Below are 16116 nucleotides of genomic sequence, written 5' to 3' on the forward strand. Positions count from 1 at the left end.
ACATGAGACTCCTCGTCGTAGCGCAGGACTCACGTCCCGTCTACTCTGTCGGAGTGACGGTGGTGTTTTCGGACTGTCAGCAGACTGTCAAGAAGAGGAATTACTTGCCACGAAACCTCCTATTCCCTTCAACAATATATTCGCTAGGATCAAGGCTAGCCTATCATATCATCTCGACGGCAAGAGAGATTTATGTGCGTTACCTCCCACTATGCGTTAAAAGCATATTATACATGACCCAAACTTCTAGAAGAAACCCTATATTTACGCTCCCGTATTCGAATAATTCGATTAAGATGCTTCCCCTTCCACCGTTGCATTCAATCATTGTTTTTATTAGAAAATTTTACTGGATTTGAAGACTAGCCAATGCCCCTCAGTAAGGGACGTAAAGTGTCTACTATCGCCCATACATTGGTGGGTGGTTGATCCATTGTGCTAAGCAAATTTGAACCAATACTATGCATGCCAAGAGGCTGAATAGGCTAAATAAATTTATACCCAACATAACTATGAGAATTTCATTCTTTTCTTTCTTCAGGCATACGATCAGCTTGATTTGTTTTATCTGCTTGACATCCAGCGCCCTGTTTGCTCAGTGCCCCACGGAAAACGATTTGGCCAATGGGGGTGTTTTTAGTGGGAACTGCACGGTAAACATCGGTGATGAGATAGAGATTACCGGTGCGGTATTTTGGACGAGCGGAAGGCTGACCATCAATGGAGGTGACGGAGATGTGATTATTGAGAATAATGGCAGCATCACCATCCAAGACGGGGCAACACTGGATCTGGATGACGGAGATCTTTATATAGAAGATGGAGGCACACTCACCGTAGAGTCCGGCGGTGCGGTAGAGGTCCTTGACAATGGTCGCGACATTTTTGTATTTGGTGATTTAGAATTAGAAGCCGGCTCTTCTATGGAGGTAGCCGACTTTGCCTACATAGAAGATACTGGCGATGTATCGATATCTGGGGACTTTGTGACAGGTGATGATATAGAAATAGACGGAGGGAGAGTCGTAGTAAAGAATGGCGGCAGCCTAGAATCTGGAGACAACATCGATGTATATGGCGATGGTGTACTCAGGATTGACGAGGGAGGTAGTGCCGATGCAAATAGGGATTTGAGCAATAATGATGGAAACGATAACGAGGACAATGATGACGGGGCACAGGCCACCATCATTGTCAATGGTACACTGACAGTAGCTGACGATGTAGTCATAGAGGATACTGACCCCTCAAGCATTTTGACAGGTTCGGGGACCATCACCGTGGAGAATGATTTTACAGATGAGGAAAATGGGGAATTCTCAAATTGTGACGGAAGTGGGGGGGCCTGCGAAGCAGAAGAGCCCGCCTATACCTGTGGCGAAGGCACAGCATGTACGCCGAGTGGATGCCCTACAGCGGCTGAATTGGAGGCCGGTGGTGTATTTTGCGGCAATTGTACGATAGACGATGATATTTCTATAGAAAACGATGTCTGCTGGGTCAGTGGCAATCTAGTCATAGAAGACGGAGATCTCAATATAGTCGATGAAGCCACGCTGACCGTCGTAGGAGGCTCTATCGCCATAGAGGACGGAGATGTGGAAGTGCAGGAGGGCACGCTACTGGTACTGGCCGGGGCGACCTTCGAAGTGGACGAAGAATTGGTAGTAGACGCAGATGGCAAGGTAGACATCAGTGGGACTGTAACCACCGGCAGCAACGGTGGCACAGGGGTAGAAATAGATGAAGGAACAGTCGTCGTGAGGGATGGCGGCACGCTTACATCTGGGCAAGACATAGACATGTCAGATGGAGCCGTATTGGTCGTACAAGAGGGCGGCACTGTCAACATCATCAACGGAGGAGACCTAGAAAATGACGGGCCTGCCACGGTGATCGTAGACGGCACCCTCAATGTAGATGATGATGTCGACTTTGAGGATTCTAATCCTAGCAGCACCATCACAGGTACAGGTACCATCAACGTAGATGGAGATTTTGATGACGGAGATGGAGGGACATTTTCAGATTGTGCTGGAGGGGACACTTGCGAGGCGGTAGCAGACGATAGTTGTGACGAGTCCACCGTATGTACCGAAAACAGCTGCCCTATCAACGAAAACGACCTGAGAAACGGAGGCACCTTTTGTGGAGATTGCTATCTCGACATAGGCAATACAGTGAGAATAGATGCAGATGTCTGCTGGGTCAGTGGCACCCTTACGCTGGATGGAGATGGACAAGATGGAGAGTTTGATCTAGAGACGGGCGTGACGTTTACAGTAGTGGGCGGCACAGTCATAGTAGAAGATGGCGGTGCTGATGTAATGACTGGGTCTACCCTTACTATCCTGGATGGAGGCACATTTGTCATAGATGATGAGCTCAGAATAGATGAGGCTGGTACTGTAATAGTAAATGGAGTGCTCGAAGTGGGCAACAACATCGATATCGGAGAGACTTCTTCTGGTTCCCTGATCGTAGATGGTGGACAAATAAATACGGAATCTATTGACAATGACACCCCAGAAAATCTCGATGATCTACCAGACAATGTGGTAATCGAAAATGGAGGGGCTATCAATGCGACCGAAGTGTCCCTTCCAGTAAGTTGGGTTTCTTTTACCGCATCACTTTATAATGATGAAAAAGATGTTCTACTCAAATGGCTTACGGCCTCAGAGATTTCAAACGATGGTTTCTACGTTGAAAAAAGCATAGATGGACAAAATTTTGATGAGATCGGATTTGTAAAAGGTCATGGAAACATCAATAGCGTCAGCAGCTATCAATTTGTCGATTTTGAATTTGGAAGCTCTGCCTACTATAGATTGAAACAAGTGGATTTTGATGGGAAGTATGATTTTAGCCGGACCGTCCACACAATTAAATCCAGAGCAGAAACCCCTCTAAAACATCTAAATATTTACCCAAATCCATCAAGTCAAGAAATCGTAATCGATGGTTTGCCAGAAGGGCTTTACAGTGTTTTGCTGGTTGATATCACAGGCAGTCTCTTGCTTCAGTTAACAGGGGTTTCACCGCAGCAAGCCTTAATACTAATCAATGACGTTTTGAGCAATCACCACTCGGGTACGTTTGTAGTAAAATTCGTGAGCTCTGGTTATTCTAGCTCTGGTAAGATTTTAAGATATTGAAAAGCCTCTCCTCTGTTTCAAGTGCCACTATGGGCATTTGAAACAGAGTCTTAACCTTTTGAAGTCACGGTTACCCTTCTCCCAAAACATACCACCCCAAAAAGAACACATTGAGTAATAGCGAAGAGATGAGGTTCAGGCGCATGGTGTGTTCGAAGTTGGCTTGGTGCTCATCCTGTCTGACTTTGAGATACCAACTGAGGAAATAGCCCATGACAGGGAGCAGACTGACCTGAAAGGCCACAGCAGTAATCCAGTCAAAATAGCAGTAGAAATAGGTCAAGAAACCCATGTTCGAAAAAAAGAAGAACACTCCGGTGAAGTGAAAAGTCCCCAATATACCAAGCCTTAGGCTGATCGTACGGTCTCCTCGGGCACTGTCCTCCTCATGCTGGTAGATCTGCGTCATCGGATAGCTACCCATCAGCAAGAGTGAGCTTAGTACCGCTGGGATTTGCCACTGCATCTCCCACAGTCCTCCGATTCCCAAATCATTTAATCCCAAGACCACCGTCAGAAAGGTGAAGTAACCCTGAAAAATCCCTGCGGCGAGCCAACCTATAACTGGCATTTTCTTGAGCCGAATAGCAGGATGACTGTAGGCTTTGGAAACCAAGCCGTAGATCAATAGCATCACACCAAACTGCCATGAAATCACCCAACCCATCACCAGCGCCAGTCCATCCAAAGCCATCGCCCACCAGTAGAGTTCTAGCGTCGTTTTGGGTGGCTCTTTGAGGCCTCCTATGCTTTTTTCGTCCTTGTCAAAATAGGAATTGTACCCATTGCTCGCGGGATAGATCAAAAAATGTAGGATGAAGAAAATCCAAATCACTTCAAAAGTCTGATCGCTCCGAGTCACCGCCAGGGCAAACAAAAACACAGGCAACAAAAAGAAAGAAAACGGAAAACGAAGATGTAGAAACGTCGATTTGGTCATCCCTCGAAGATAATGACTTATATCACAACCGATACATAGAAAAATCCTGATTTTATGTCTACTTTAAAGTTTCAAATCTATGAGCGCATACATCACCTCCATCGGCACTGCCAATCCAGACAACCGTTACAAACAAGAAGACATAGCCAACTTCATGTGTGACAATCTCGCACAGAGCGACGAAGAAAAACGAAAGCTTCGGATACTCTATCGCGCCACGGGAATCGAGGAGCGCTATTCGATCTTGGATGACTACAAACGCAAAAACGGGGATTTCAAATTCTTCAAAAACAGTCCAGATCTACAGCCCTTTCCGAGCACCAGCGTCCGAATGAAACTCTACCGCGAACAGGCGGTACCGCTCGCCATATCGGCCATCACCAATTGTATCAACGGGAGTTCCTTGGCATCATTTACGCACCTAATCACGGTGAGCTGCACAGGCATGTACGCGCCAGGGTTGGATGTAGACCTGATCAAAACACTGAACCTAAGCCCCAGTATCAACCGCACCAGCATCAACTTCATGGGCTGCTATGCCGCGATGAATGCCCTCGGTCTAGCCAAACAAATCTGCCAAAACCAGAACGCCAAAGTACTGATCGTGAGTGTGGAACTATGTACACTACACCTACAGTCTACCAAGAATGAAGACAATCTCCTCGCGCACTCGCTCTTCGCCGACGGTGCTGCAGCAGTGGTCGTAAGCTCTCAACCGAGTGACAATTGCCTAGAAATAAAATCCAGCTCCAGCTATCTCGCCATCAGCGGCAAAAATGACATGGCATGGCAAATCGGGGATTTCGGGTTCGAGATGGCACTGACCTCCTACGTCCCCGACATCATCAAAAGCGGAATCCATGACCTCACCCGGCAGCTTTTGGAGCAGACAGACATGGATCTCACCGATATAGACGGCTATGCGATTCATCCTGGAGGCAAACGGATTTTAGAATCGATAGAGGCCGAGCTGGGGTTGACCAAAGCAGACAACCATCACGCCTACGAGGTGCTCAAACACTATGGCAATATGTCCTCGCCCACGATCCTATTCGTGCTCAAACGCGTACTGTCCGAGCAGCGAGATGATCAGAACATTCTGTCCTTCGCCTTTGGCCCTGGCTTGACGATGGAGAGTATCCTGTTCAAATCCCATACGAATGTTTGACTTCCTACATCACCGATCCGAAGAGGAAGAAATGATGGATGATTTTGCCTGTGAGGGAGAAGTCGTCAACCAAACGCTACGTGAACTACATGCGATCAATTCCTATCTAGGCGGCACAAATATCTCCCTGCATGGAATCAAAAAACTCATTCGCTCTTCTCCTAAAGAGAACTACCGTATAGTAGACCTTGGCTGTGGAGGCGGAGATACGTTAAAGCTATTTGCCAACTGGGGACAGAAAAAAAACATCGATCTAACGCTCACTGGCGTAGACGCCAACCCCAACATCATCTCCTACGCCATCCAAAACACCAACGCTTTTCCGAATATCTCTTTTCTTTCTGAGGATGTATTTAGTGAAGCTTTCAAATCAAGAGACTATGATATCGCACACTGTAGTTTGTTTTTGCACCACTTTCGTGAGCAGGAGTTCGTCCAGCTCATCCGGCAACTATACGATCAAGTGAGCACCGGCATAGTCATCAATGATCTGCACCGTCACCCGATCTCTTACTACTTCACCAAATGGCTGCTCACCGCCTGGTCACGCTCCGAGATGGTGCGCTACGACAGTGTGCTATCAGTCGCCCGTTCGTTCACGCGTCGAGAACTAAAAAGCTACCTACACCAAGCAGGCATCAAGAATTACACGCTCAAATGGAAATGGGCTTTTCGTTGGGAGGTCATTATTTGGAAGGGGTGATCCCCTCGCTAGGTAAAAACATTTGCGTTTTCTTTACATAAGGCCTCACGTATGTAAAGATTTTGCCATTTTCTTTACATAAGAATTACTCCCTGATCCAGTCTACTTTTTTTTCAATGGGCTTTCGTTTGCTGGTTGGCCATTTGTCTTTGGCAGGCATCCCAATGTATAGAAACCCAAGCAGCAAATCTTTTTTACCCAGATCAAAAAACGGTTTTGCCTCTTCGAGGAAAGTCACTCCTCCAGTCGACCAGTAGCAACCTACCCCGTGTGCTGTCGCGGTAAGATGCATGTTTTGGACAGCAGCCGCTACGGCACATATTTCTTCTACCTTTCGGATGGATTTGTTGCGCTTCATCCCGATGGCAATCACATGTGAGCATTCGAGGGGTTTGTTTCTCAGCTTCTTTATTTTGTCTTTATCGACTTTCTTGCCTTCTGCTTTTTCGACCGCTGCTACTTGCAGGTCACCCAGCGTTTTCAATCCCTCATCACAGAAGACTTGAAAGCGCCACGGTTCTGTCTTTTTGTAAGTCGGTGCCCAGTTGGCATTTTCGAGCATCTCAGCGATGATCTCGTCAGACACACGCTCTCCCGAATATTGTTTCGGGAATATAGACCTCCTGTTTTGAAGCAATTTGCTTACCTCGGCAGCATCGAATTTCATATGGCTACAGTTTAATTTATTGGACAACCTCTGCGGTCATCCTTTCTTCTTGTACACTATCCACTGGCATTTGGATTTGATCCAGTCGCACAAGATACATCTGCGAAAGCGAATCAAACTCCGCTCTGTACAGCGAATCGATGGGTTCTGATGGAGGCAAGTCCACTTTGAGCGCATCCACCTGTACGCCATTCTTCCAAAAACGGTAGCATAGATGTGGGCCTGTCGCTAGGCCAGTAGACCCTACAAAACCTATCGTTTCGCCACGTTTTACTTTCTTGCCCGGTCTCATCCCTGTGGCGATTTTGGACATGTGTAGGTACTGGGTCGAGATATTCCCGTTGTGCTTGATCTTGACATAGTTGCCATTGTTGGACTTATACCTCGCATCGGTAATCGTACCATCTGCCGCTGCAAAAATAGGCGTCCCCCTTGGTGCAGCATAGTCCGTCCCAAGGTGCGCCTTGAACCGCTTCTGCACGGGGTGATAGCGTCTCCCCGAATAACGCGAACTGATTCGCGTAAACGTCAACGGTGCCTTCAAAAACTCCCGTCTTAGGCTTTCGCCATTGAGCGCAAAATAATCTTGACCATCACCCTGATCGAAATATATCCCGTAGTAGGGTTCGTTGATGTGATTGAAATAAGCCGCTTTGATCTTACCCGAACCGATATACTCATCGTCTACATACTTTTCGTCATAGATGATTTTGTAGTGGTCTCCTTTTTGTATCCCAAAGAAATCTACTTGCCAGCCAAATACATCCACGAGGTTATTGACCAAATCGACATCCCCTCCCTGATTCAACATATCTATGTATAGCGAGGTTTGGATATCGCCCGCTAACTCTTGTTCTCTATAGCTAATCTCACGAGAATTCTTGTAGATATTGACCGAGTCCTTGATGTCATAAACCACATAGTCGATGGAGTTCGGTTTGTAGATGAAATGCGTCGCGTGCTTGATGCTATCTCCTTGATAGAGCACAGAGTAAGGCTTTCTCACCCCAATCTTTCGGACATCAAACACCGACTTGGAGCTAGAGGCTAGCTGGTGAATTTTCTCATAAGGCACATTATAAGCAGACAGGATATCGGCCAAGGTCTCATTGCGCTGAATCTCTCCTTCGAATACATGTAGAGAATCCACGACGATTCCATAGTAATAATTAGGGACGTAAATCGGCACCTCTGTCTGGATCGTATCTTGCTTCATGACCACAGCTTGCTCCACCTGATCTTGATCCTGCTCTAATACGAGAAAATAAACTCCAATGAAAATGACGGACAATACTCCGGCAGAAAACAACCTCTTTCTCCCTTTCTTCTTTGACATATAAACTACTACTAATCAGCCCGCTTCTCAAAAGCTTGCTTACTTTGATCTAAAAACTCCACAAAGCTAGCAACATTTAAGTCATAGCCTTTGGGCGCGACCAATAATTCACCATCCGTATCCAAGATGACATAGTAGGGTTGCGCATTGTTGTTGAACCTTGTGATCTGAAAATCCGCATTTTTCTTACCTATGGACTTCTTCATTTTCCCGTCATAACTAGACTTGACCCACGCTGACTCGGGTAAATCGGTCTTGTCATCCACATAGAGAGCTACTACTACGAATTCTTCTTTGAGACGCTGGAGCACTTTGGGATCAGACCAAACACGGGCTTCCATCTCTCGACAGTTGACACAACCATGCCCCGTAAAATCAATAAAGAGTGGCTTGTTTTGCTTTTTGGCACATGCCAATGCTTGGTCATAATCAAAGTAGCCCTGTATGCCATGAGGCAGGTGTAGAAAGTCAGCATACTTTGGGGTTTCGCAGATCGTATTCTCCACATCCGAACCGACCTGCGCACTGAGGTTAAAATCCTGTGAACTCTGCGGTGGGAGATAACCCGCCAAGGCCTTGAGTGGAGCACCAAACATCCCTGGGATCAAATAAACCACAAAAGTAAACGTGGCAATCGCCAACACCAATCTACTGATAGAGGTCTTGTCAGAGGGTGAGTCGTGCGGAAACCGAATCTTGCCCAGTAGATAAAAGCCAAGTATGGTAAAGATCACAATCCAAATGGCTAAGTATATCTCTCGATCCAGAATATGCCAATGATAAGCTTGATCCGCTATACTCAGGAATTTGAAAGCAAATGCAAGTTCCAGCAGTCCAAGTACAACTTTGACACTGTTCAACCAACCGCCAGACTTAGGCAGATTGTTGAGCAAGCTAGGAAACAAAGCAAAAACCGTAAACGGCAATGCAAAGGCCAGAGAAAAGGCAAACATGCCCAATATCGGTTTGAGGATTTGACCACCTGCCGACTCCACGAGGATCGTCCCCACTAGAGGGCCAGTACAGGAGAATGACACCACCACGAGTGTGAAAGCCATAAAGAAAATACCGATCAAACCGCCTTTATCAGACTGCTTGTCGATGTTGTTAACAAATTTATTAGGTAATGTGATCTCAAATAGCCCCAAAAAGGAAAGCGCAAACAAAACAAAGACCGCAAAAAATATCACATTGGGGATCCAGTTGGTGGCGAGTTCATTGGCGGTCTCGGCTCCCATGAATGGAGCGATCACCGAACCGATCACGGTATAGATCACGATGATGGACAGGCCGTAAAATACGCCTTTCCATTTGGCACCCGAGCCTCCTGTAAAAAACGATACCGTCATCGGAATCATCGGAAACACGCACGGTGTAAAGATTGCTGCAAGCCCTGCCAAGAAAGCCGCTATCATAAAACCCCACAGACTATAGGGATCGTTGCTACTGCGCTGCGAAAGCAGCCCCTTTTCTGATGTGGACTCTTGTGTATCGCCTGTGGCTACCATAGCCCCTTTCGACTCCTTCTTACCCCCCAAGAGTTTGTCAAAATCAAACTCCTCATCAAAGGGAATGCACTTACCGTCCACATCGGTACAGACTTGATAATAATAAGAACCTGCTACAGCTGGCTCATCCGTAAGTAGTTTGATCGTCTGTCTAAACTGTGCTGTTTTCTTAAAGTAAGTGTACTCGCCCTCCCATAGAGAGTCATATTTTTTCTTGGGATCGACTGGAGTCAACTCACCTACCAGTTCATAGCTCGCATCTGGCGTGAACTCAAAAGTGGTGACCATGGGGCCAAGGTCAGGATCAAAATCAGAGGAATAGAGGTACCACTGGTCATCGATTTTCACATCGAAAATCAAATCCAACTGATCTCCCTTTTTAGGATCAGAAACAGAAATGTCCAAAGACCACTTGGCAGGTTTGAGAATCTGCGCCAGTCCTTGGACACTTTGTAATAATAATATTGTAACTATAAATGCGATTAATTTCTTCATACTAGTGATTGCTATAAGCCTACTAATCGCAAATAAGCGGAAAAAGTTTCCGACAAGGAAATTTATAATCCAAATGCCGCTTTTACTTGATCGACATAATCCAGTTTTTCCCAAGTGAAAGTCTCTACTTCCATCTTGCTGTTACCGCCTGGTGTATTGAACTCCACGGTCTTCACCTCTGGCGTTCTACCCATGTGACCATAAGCTGCCGTCTCAGAATAAATCGGGTTCATCAGTTTCAGTCTCTTGATGAGCGCAGAAGGTTTCATATCGAACAGCTCTGTGATTTTCTTGGCAATCTGGCCATCATTGAGGTCTACTTTTGCACTACCATACGTATTGACAAAAATCCCCATAGGCTCTGCCACACCGATGGCGTAAGACACCTGCACCAATATCTCATCCGCTACGCCTGCAGCCACGAGATTTTTCGCAATATGACGTGTCGCATAGGCTGCAGATCTATCCACCTTAGAAGGATCCTTGCCAGAGAATGCTCCTCCACCATGTGCTCCTTTTCCTCCGTAAGTATCGACGATGATTTTTCTTCCCGTCAGTCCTGTATCACCATGAGGTCCACCGATCACGAACTTCCCAGTTGGGTTGATATGGTACTTGATGCTGTCATTGAACAATGCAGCGATCTCTGGTTTCAACTGAGCGATTACTCTTGGTATCAAAATCTCTTTGATGTCCTTTTTGATTTTCTCTAGCATCTCTGCCTCTGGACCAAAATCGTCATGCTGTGTCGACACCACGATAGCATCTATACGGACAGGTTTGTTGTCATCACTATATTCAATAGTTACCTGCGACTTAGCGTCTGGTCGTAGATAATTGATATCTGTATTCTCTCTTCTGATTTTAGAAAGCTCTTTGAGCAACATGTGAGACAGGTCCAATGCCAGTGGCATAAAATTTTCGGTCTCATTGGTGGCATAGCCAAACATCATCCCTTGATCACCAGCGCCTTGCTCTTCCTCAGAGGCACGCACTACACCTTGGTTGATGTCTGGAGATTGCTCGTGAATCGCAGAGATCACACCACAGCTGTTGCCGTCGAATTGGTACTCTCCTTTGGTATAGCCGATTTTGTTGATCACGTCACGCGCTACCTGCTGCACGTCCACATAGGACTGGGTTTTCACCTCGCCACTCAATACAGTCAAGCCAGTGGTCACCAAAGTTTCACAAGCTACCTTTGACTGATTGTCAAAAGCCAAAAAATGATCTAACAGTGAATCTGAAATTTGATCCGCAACTTTGTCTGGGTGTCCCTCAGATACTGATTCTGATGTAAATAGATATGGCATAATTATTCTTAGTTCTTTTTAAAGTCGGCAAATTTAGGGCAATTGTACACAATTGATTTAAGAGTAAATCGAAAATATTACTGGAACCTTATGCAAATCAACCCTTTCTCTTTTCCAGTCTTTGATTTTTTTCGTTTTGATGTATTCGTCACTCCCAGTGACCCCCTTCGCAACGCACAAATAGGTATCACCGTTGCAGGTCTTTAGTAATTCTTCGAACAGTTTCATGTTTCGGTAAGGCGTATCCATAAACAACTGTGTCTGCCGCTGTTGGACGGTAGCCGTTTCCATGGCTTTGATTTTAGCAGTTAGGTCTTTCTTGTCTATCGGAATGTAACCATGAAACGTGAACGACTGACCGTTGAACCCAGAAGCCATCAGCGCCATGAGTATCGAAGATGGCCCGACCAGCGGCACGACCTGAATCCCCAGCTGATGTGCCACCACCACCGCCTCTGATCCTGGATCGGCGACTCCTGGGCAGCCAGATTCAGAGATAATCCCGACATCACGTCCACGCTGCACGGCAGCCAAATACTGCTCGATCTGAGGACGTTTGGTTTTCTTATCTAGTAATTCGAATTGCAAATCCTCGATCACCAACCCCAGTTTTAGCTTGCTGATGTATCTGCGTGCCGTCCGCACATTCTCTACCAAAAAATAATCCAATCCTTGAATCACTTCTTTGATCTGCGGTGAGAGCACCTTTTCCTCTGTATCATCAGCAATGACTGTTGGGATCAAATATAGTTTTCCGCTCATCCTATGAACTGCATTACCTTGTTATAAAAATCTTCTGGTTGCTCCGCATGTAGCCAGTGCCCCGCATTATCGACCGTCTCTAGCGTCGCATTGGGAAATATCTCCTCGATCTCATCCCAGTCATCATCCAATATATAATCTGATTTCCCCCCACGTACGAAAAGCGTCTCCGTCTCTATCGGTAGGTGATAACTCAACGCCTCTCCTACATTTTCAATATTGGCTTTGATCACCGGCAGATTCATCTTCCAGGCAAAACCTTCGCCAGATCGAGTGAGATTTTTCATCAGAAACGTACGTGTCCCTAGGTCAGCGACATATTCTTTTAGTATATCGTCTGCCTGCTGCCGACTGGTAATATCACCTATCGGCACAGCATCCAGTCCAGCAAATATCTGTTTGTGGTGAGGAGGGTAAAACTTAGGACCAATATCCGCAACAATGAGTTTATCCACTTTATCAGGGTGAAAAGCGGTGAACTGCATCACGGTCTTCCCTCCCATCGAGTGCCCGAGCAAAATTGGGTTTTCAATCCCCAACTCATCAATAAAATATTCCAAATCTTCCACCATACGGTCATAGCTCCACTCGTCGGAGTGAAACGATTTTCCATGGTTACGCTGATCAATGAGGTATACTTGATATTGTTCGCTAAATCGTTTGCCTAATGTCAACCAATTGTCCAAAGACCCCAATAGACCGTGTATGATAATGAGTGGCTGTCCCTCTCCGAATGTCTTATAATTCAACAACTCCATTATTTCAATTGCTTTAGGTACATCTGAATCGTATTTTCTAACCCCATATAAAGCGCATCACAGACCAGTGCATGACCGATCGACACCTCATCCATAAAGGGCAGCTTCTCTTTCAGATATTTCAAATTATTTAAATCCAAGTCATGCCCAGCATTGATACCCAGCCCCAGCTCTTTGGCCAGCTTACCCGCCGTGACGTAATCTGCCACAGCAGCGGCCGGGTCACTAGCATACCCCGTAGCAAAAGGCTCAGTGTATAACTCAATTCGATCCGTACCCACTTTTTTAGCGCCTTCGATGATCACTTCACTGGGATCAGCAAAGATCGAAACACGCACACCGTACGACTTGATCTGCTGCACGATATCACGTAGCATGGTCTCGTTTTTGACCGTATCCCAGCCAGCATTGGAGGTGATTGCCTCTGGTGGGTCAGGCACTAGCGTTGCCTGCGCGGGACGCACTTCTTCGATGAATTTTAGGTACCTCGCATCAGGATAGCCCTCAATGTTAAACTCAGTCGTGCAAACCTCATTGATCCGATACACGTCCTCAGTCGTGATATGTCGTTCATCGGGACGAGGATGCACTGTGATCCCCTGCGCACCGAAGCGCTCGCAATCACGAACAACCTGTACTAAATTGGGATTGTTTCCACCCCGGGCATTCCGAAGCGTGGCAATTTTATTTACGTTTACACTAAGTTTCGTCATGAGAATCTGATGAGCTAAAGTATATTGAGCCGCGAATTGGCTTAGAACTGTTTCTAAATTAATTTGCACCAAAATTACACATTTTAAGAGATTAAAAAACAGAGATAATGAGCCTCAAAGATCAAATCAATGCAGATATAAAAGCCGCTATGCTGGCCAAAGAAAAAGAGAAATTAACCGCTCTGAGAGCCATAAAATCTATGATCCTTTTAGCCGAAACGGAAAAAGGTGCGGTAGAAGAAATCTCTGAAGATGCTGAAATGAAACTCCTTATGAAAGCGGCTAAACAAAGAAAAGATTCTGCAGACCTATTTAGAGAGCAAGGTCGAGAAGACCTAGCTGACAAGGAGCAGGGTGAGCTAGACATCATTAGCAATTACCTCCCAAAGCAACTCACAGAAGATGAATTAAAAGCAGAGGTTCAGAAAATAATCGATCAAGTAGGTGCTACAGGCCCGCAGGACATGGGGAAGGTAATGGGCGCTGCGACCAAAGCAATCGGTGGCAAAGCAGACGGCAAGACAATCTCTGCCATGGTCAAATCTCTATTGAGCTAGTACAGTGAACGTCATCGATATAGTCATATTGGTGTTCCTACTCATAGGTGCAGTGACCGGATTCCGAAAGGGGCTACTCATGGAAATTATTTCCATAGGAGCCTTTTTCTTAGCCATTATATTAGGCATCAAGCTGCTTGACTGGGGCATTATGGTTTTAGCAGACTACATAGAAGGGTATGACAACCTGCTCCCCATCATTGCGTTTACCATCATCTTTGTCGCCATCATTGTCTCATTGCATTTACTCGGCAAAGCACTAAAAAAGATTCTAGATTTGACCTTGCTAGGCAGCCTCGATGATATTGCAGGGAGCTTGCTCGGGATACTAAAGTGGGGGTTATTCATTAGCATATTCTTTTGGATATTCGACTCCTTTGGAGGTACGATAGATGAAGAGCGAACCGAAACGAGCTTTCTGTATCAACCTATCGCTTCGTTAGCACCAACCCTGTTTGACTTGTTCTCAGGTCTATTTCCTTACTTTATGGAGTTCTTCGATCACTCCAAAGAGATGTTAAATCAACAAGAAGTTAATGTTTGATTGATCGGAAATTAATATATTATAGATATACTTATAAAAATTATTCACTGAAGACATGCTGGAGGTAGCAAATTTAAAACAAGAAGGAGAATTCAAATTCATAGAACAAGGTGAAGGAAAAGTGATGCTCCTGCTCCATGGTCTATTTGGCGCATTGAGCAACTGGGAAAGTGTGATAGAAAAATTCTCGGCAGATCATCGAATCATCATCCCGATGCTACCCATCTACGAGTTGCCAGTTCGGGAAGCTGGTCTACCCAAATTGATTGAGTACCTTGAAGACTTCATTGCTCACAAAAACCTAGATAATTTTGATCTCATGGGTAACTCACTAGGGGGACACATGGCACTCATGTATATTTTAAAACACCCCAAAAAAGTGGACCGACTGATTTTGACAGGTAGTTCAGGACTCTTCGAAAATGCCATGGGTAGCTCCTTTCCTAAGCGTGGTAACTATAGTTTCATTGAAGAAAAAGTTAGATACACCTTCTACGACCCTAATACTGCTACCAAAGAATACATTGACGAAATTTTCAACACGATGCAAAGCATGCCTATGTGTCTGCGCATCGTAGGGATAGCCAAATCTGCTCAAAGAAATAATTTAGCCACAGAACTGCACAAAATCGAAAACGAGACGTTATTGATATGGGGATTGAACGACACGATCACTCCTCCACGTGTAGGACATGAATTTAACAGACTTCTAAAAAACTCTACGTTGCGGTTCATTGACAAATGCTGTCACGCCCCGATGATGGAGCGGCCTGATGAATACAATATAATTCTAGAAGAATTTTTGAACGAAAGAAAAAGCGCATGATAGCTCGAGATCTGATCAACTATACCATTCCACCGCTAAAGCCTACTGACAACATTTCAAAGGCACAAAACTGGATGAGTGAATTTCATGTTCACGAACTCCCAGTAGTGGACAATGGCAAGTTCATCGGAATCTTCAATGAGAATCTCATATTCGACCAAGTCGAGGATGCAGAACTCATTCAGGAGTTTCATCTCCTCAGTGCGCACCTCTATGTCGATCAGAATGAGCACTACTACGAAGTACTCAAAAAAGCCTATGAAGCAAGTTCAAACCTTGTCGCAGTCCTCAACGAGGACAAAGACTATATTGGCAGCATTACCATTCAAGATGTCGTAGAAGCCTTTTCCAAAATGTCTTCTATCAATAGCCCCGGCAGTATTATCGTCATCTCTATGAGCATGATGGATTACTCTATGGCAGAAATCAGTCGTATCGTGGAGTCAGAAGGAGGTAAAATACTCAGCAGCTTTATAGAGCATGCTGACCAGACCGAAAACATACGACTGACGCTAAAAGTTAATTTAGAAAATGCATCTAGTATCGTCTCATCATTTCAACGGTTCGGATATAACATTGCATCCGTGTTTGGCAAAGGCCAAGAGCATCAAATAGACCAAGAACGTTTAGACACCCTCTTGCACTACCTCAAAGTCTAAAAAGAAGAA

Annotated in this window: 15 protein-coding genes; 7 read left to right on the top strand and 8 right to left on the bottom strand. The window is 45.4% G+C overall.

Features of this window, described 5'->3' with window-relative positions:
* Nucleotides 1-512 precede the first annotated feature (512 nt).
* On the top strand, nucleotides 513-3158 hold the full coding sequence (locus tag BGP76_RS12835; protein WP_147407468.1) for a T9SS type A sorting domain-containing protein: 2646 nt from the start codon (nucleotides 513-515) through the stop codon (nucleotides 3156-3158).
* 70 nt (nucleotides 3159-3228) lie between these two features.
* Here BGP76_RS12835 and BGP76_RS12840 read toward each other — a convergent pair whose 3' ends face one another.
* A complete protein-coding gene (locus tag BGP76_RS12840; protein ID WP_119845010.1) occupies nucleotides 3229-4098 on the bottom strand; it encodes a UbiA family prenyltransferase in 870 nt (289 codons plus the stop codon).
* 79 nt (nucleotides 4099-4177) lie between these two features.
* On the opposite strand from BGP76_RS12840, the gene BGP76_RS12845 reads away from it, so the two are divergent.
* Entirely contained in the window at nucleotides 4178-5266 is a 1089-nt protein-coding gene (locus BGP76_RS12845) for a type III polyketide synthase (protein WP_119845011.1), read from the top strand.
* On the top strand, nucleotides 5259-5969 hold the full coding sequence (locus BGP76_RS12850; protein ID WP_119845012.1) for a methyltransferase domain-containing protein: 711 nt from the start codon (nucleotides 5259-5261) through the stop codon (nucleotides 5967-5969). The genes BGP76_RS12845 and BGP76_RS12850 overlap by 8 nt, the downstream gene beginning before the upstream one ends.
* Before the next feature lie 85 nt (nucleotides 5970-6054).
* Here BGP76_RS12850 and BGP76_RS12855 read toward each other — a convergent pair whose 3' ends face one another.
* From BGP76_RS12855 to BGP76_RS12885, 7 genes are all read right to left on the bottom strand, one after another.
* Nucleotides 6055-6636 (bottom strand): nitroreductase, encoded by a 582-nt coding sequence (locus BGP76_RS12855; RefSeq protein WP_119845013.1) that lies wholly within the window; start codon nucleotides 6634-6636, stop codon nucleotides 6055-6057.
* A 16-nt stretch (nucleotides 6637-6652) separates the two neighbouring features.
* Complete coding sequence (locus tag BGP76_RS12860) at nucleotides 6653-7972, bottom strand: peptidoglycan DD-metalloendopeptidase family protein (protein WP_073124018.1); 1320 nt, start codon at nucleotides 7970-7972, stop codon at nucleotides 6653-6655.
* Nucleotides 7973-7983: 11 nt separating this feature from the next.
* Nucleotides 7984-9975, bottom strand: coding sequence for a thioredoxin family protein (locus tag BGP76_RS12865; RefSeq protein WP_119845014.1), 1992 nt, complete (start codon nucleotides 9973-9975; stop codon nucleotides 7984-7986).
* A gap of 62 nt (nucleotides 9976-10037) precedes the next feature.
* Complete coding sequence (gene metK, locus BGP76_RS12870) at nucleotides 10038-11288, bottom strand: methionine adenosyltransferase (RefSeq protein ID WP_073124014.1); 1251 nt, start codon at nucleotides 11286-11288, stop codon at nucleotides 10038-10040.
* Between the two features lie 57 nt (nucleotides 11289-11345).
* Nucleotides 11346-12050 (bottom strand): SAM-dependent methyltransferase, encoded by a 705-nt coding sequence (locus BGP76_RS12875; protein WP_119845015.1) that lies wholly within the window; start codon nucleotides 12048-12050, stop codon nucleotides 11346-11348.
* Nucleotides 12047-12808 (bottom strand): alpha/beta fold hydrolase, encoded by a 762-nt coding sequence (locus tag BGP76_RS12880; protein ID WP_119845016.1) that lies wholly within the window; start codon nucleotides 12806-12808, stop codon nucleotides 12047-12049. The genes BGP76_RS12875 and BGP76_RS12880 overlap by 4 nt, the downstream gene beginning before the upstream one ends.
* A complete protein-coding gene (locus BGP76_RS12885) occupies nucleotides 12808-13521 on the bottom strand; it encodes a pyridoxine 5'-phosphate synthase (RefSeq protein ID WP_119845017.1) in 714 nt (237 codons plus the stop codon). The genes BGP76_RS12880 and BGP76_RS12885 overlap by 1 nt, the downstream gene beginning before the upstream one ends.
* Nucleotides 13522-13628: 107 nt before the next feature.
* On the opposite strand from BGP76_RS12885, the gene BGP76_RS12890 reads away from it, so the two are divergent.
* From BGP76_RS12890 to BGP76_RS12905, 4 genes are read left to right on the top strand one after another with little or no spacing between them, the layout of a single operon-like run.
* Nucleotides 13629-14078, top strand: coding sequence for a GatB/YqeY domain-containing protein (locus tag BGP76_RS12890; RefSeq protein WP_073124005.1), 450 nt, complete (start codon nucleotides 13629-13631; stop codon nucleotides 14076-14078).
* A 4-nt stretch (nucleotides 14079-14082) separates the two neighbouring features.
* On the top strand, nucleotides 14083-14622 hold the full coding sequence (locus BGP76_RS12895) for a CvpA family protein (RefSeq protein WP_073124003.1): 540 nt from the start codon (nucleotides 14083-14085) through the stop codon (nucleotides 14620-14622).
* Between the two features lie 55 nt (nucleotides 14623-14677).
* Nucleotides 14678-15448, top strand: a complete 771-nt coding sequence (locus BGP76_RS12900) for an alpha/beta fold hydrolase (protein ID WP_073124001.1) — start codon at nucleotides 14678-14680, stop codon at nucleotides 15446-15448.
* Nucleotides 15445-16107: a CBS domain-containing protein gene (locus BGP76_RS12905; RefSeq protein WP_073123999.1), complete on the top strand. Its 663-nt coding sequence runs from the start codon at nucleotides 15445-15447 to the stop codon at nucleotides 16105-16107. The genes BGP76_RS12900 and BGP76_RS12905 overlap by 4 nt, the downstream gene beginning before the upstream one ends.
* The last annotated feature ends 9 nt before the right edge of the window (nucleotides 16108-16116 follow it).

The sequence above is a fragment of the Reichenbachiella sp. MSK19-1 genome, assembly GCF_003590315.1.
Taxonomy (GTDB): Bacteria; Bacteroidota; Bacteroidia; order Cytophagales; family Cyclobacteriaceae; genus Reichenbachiella; species Reichenbachiella agariperforans.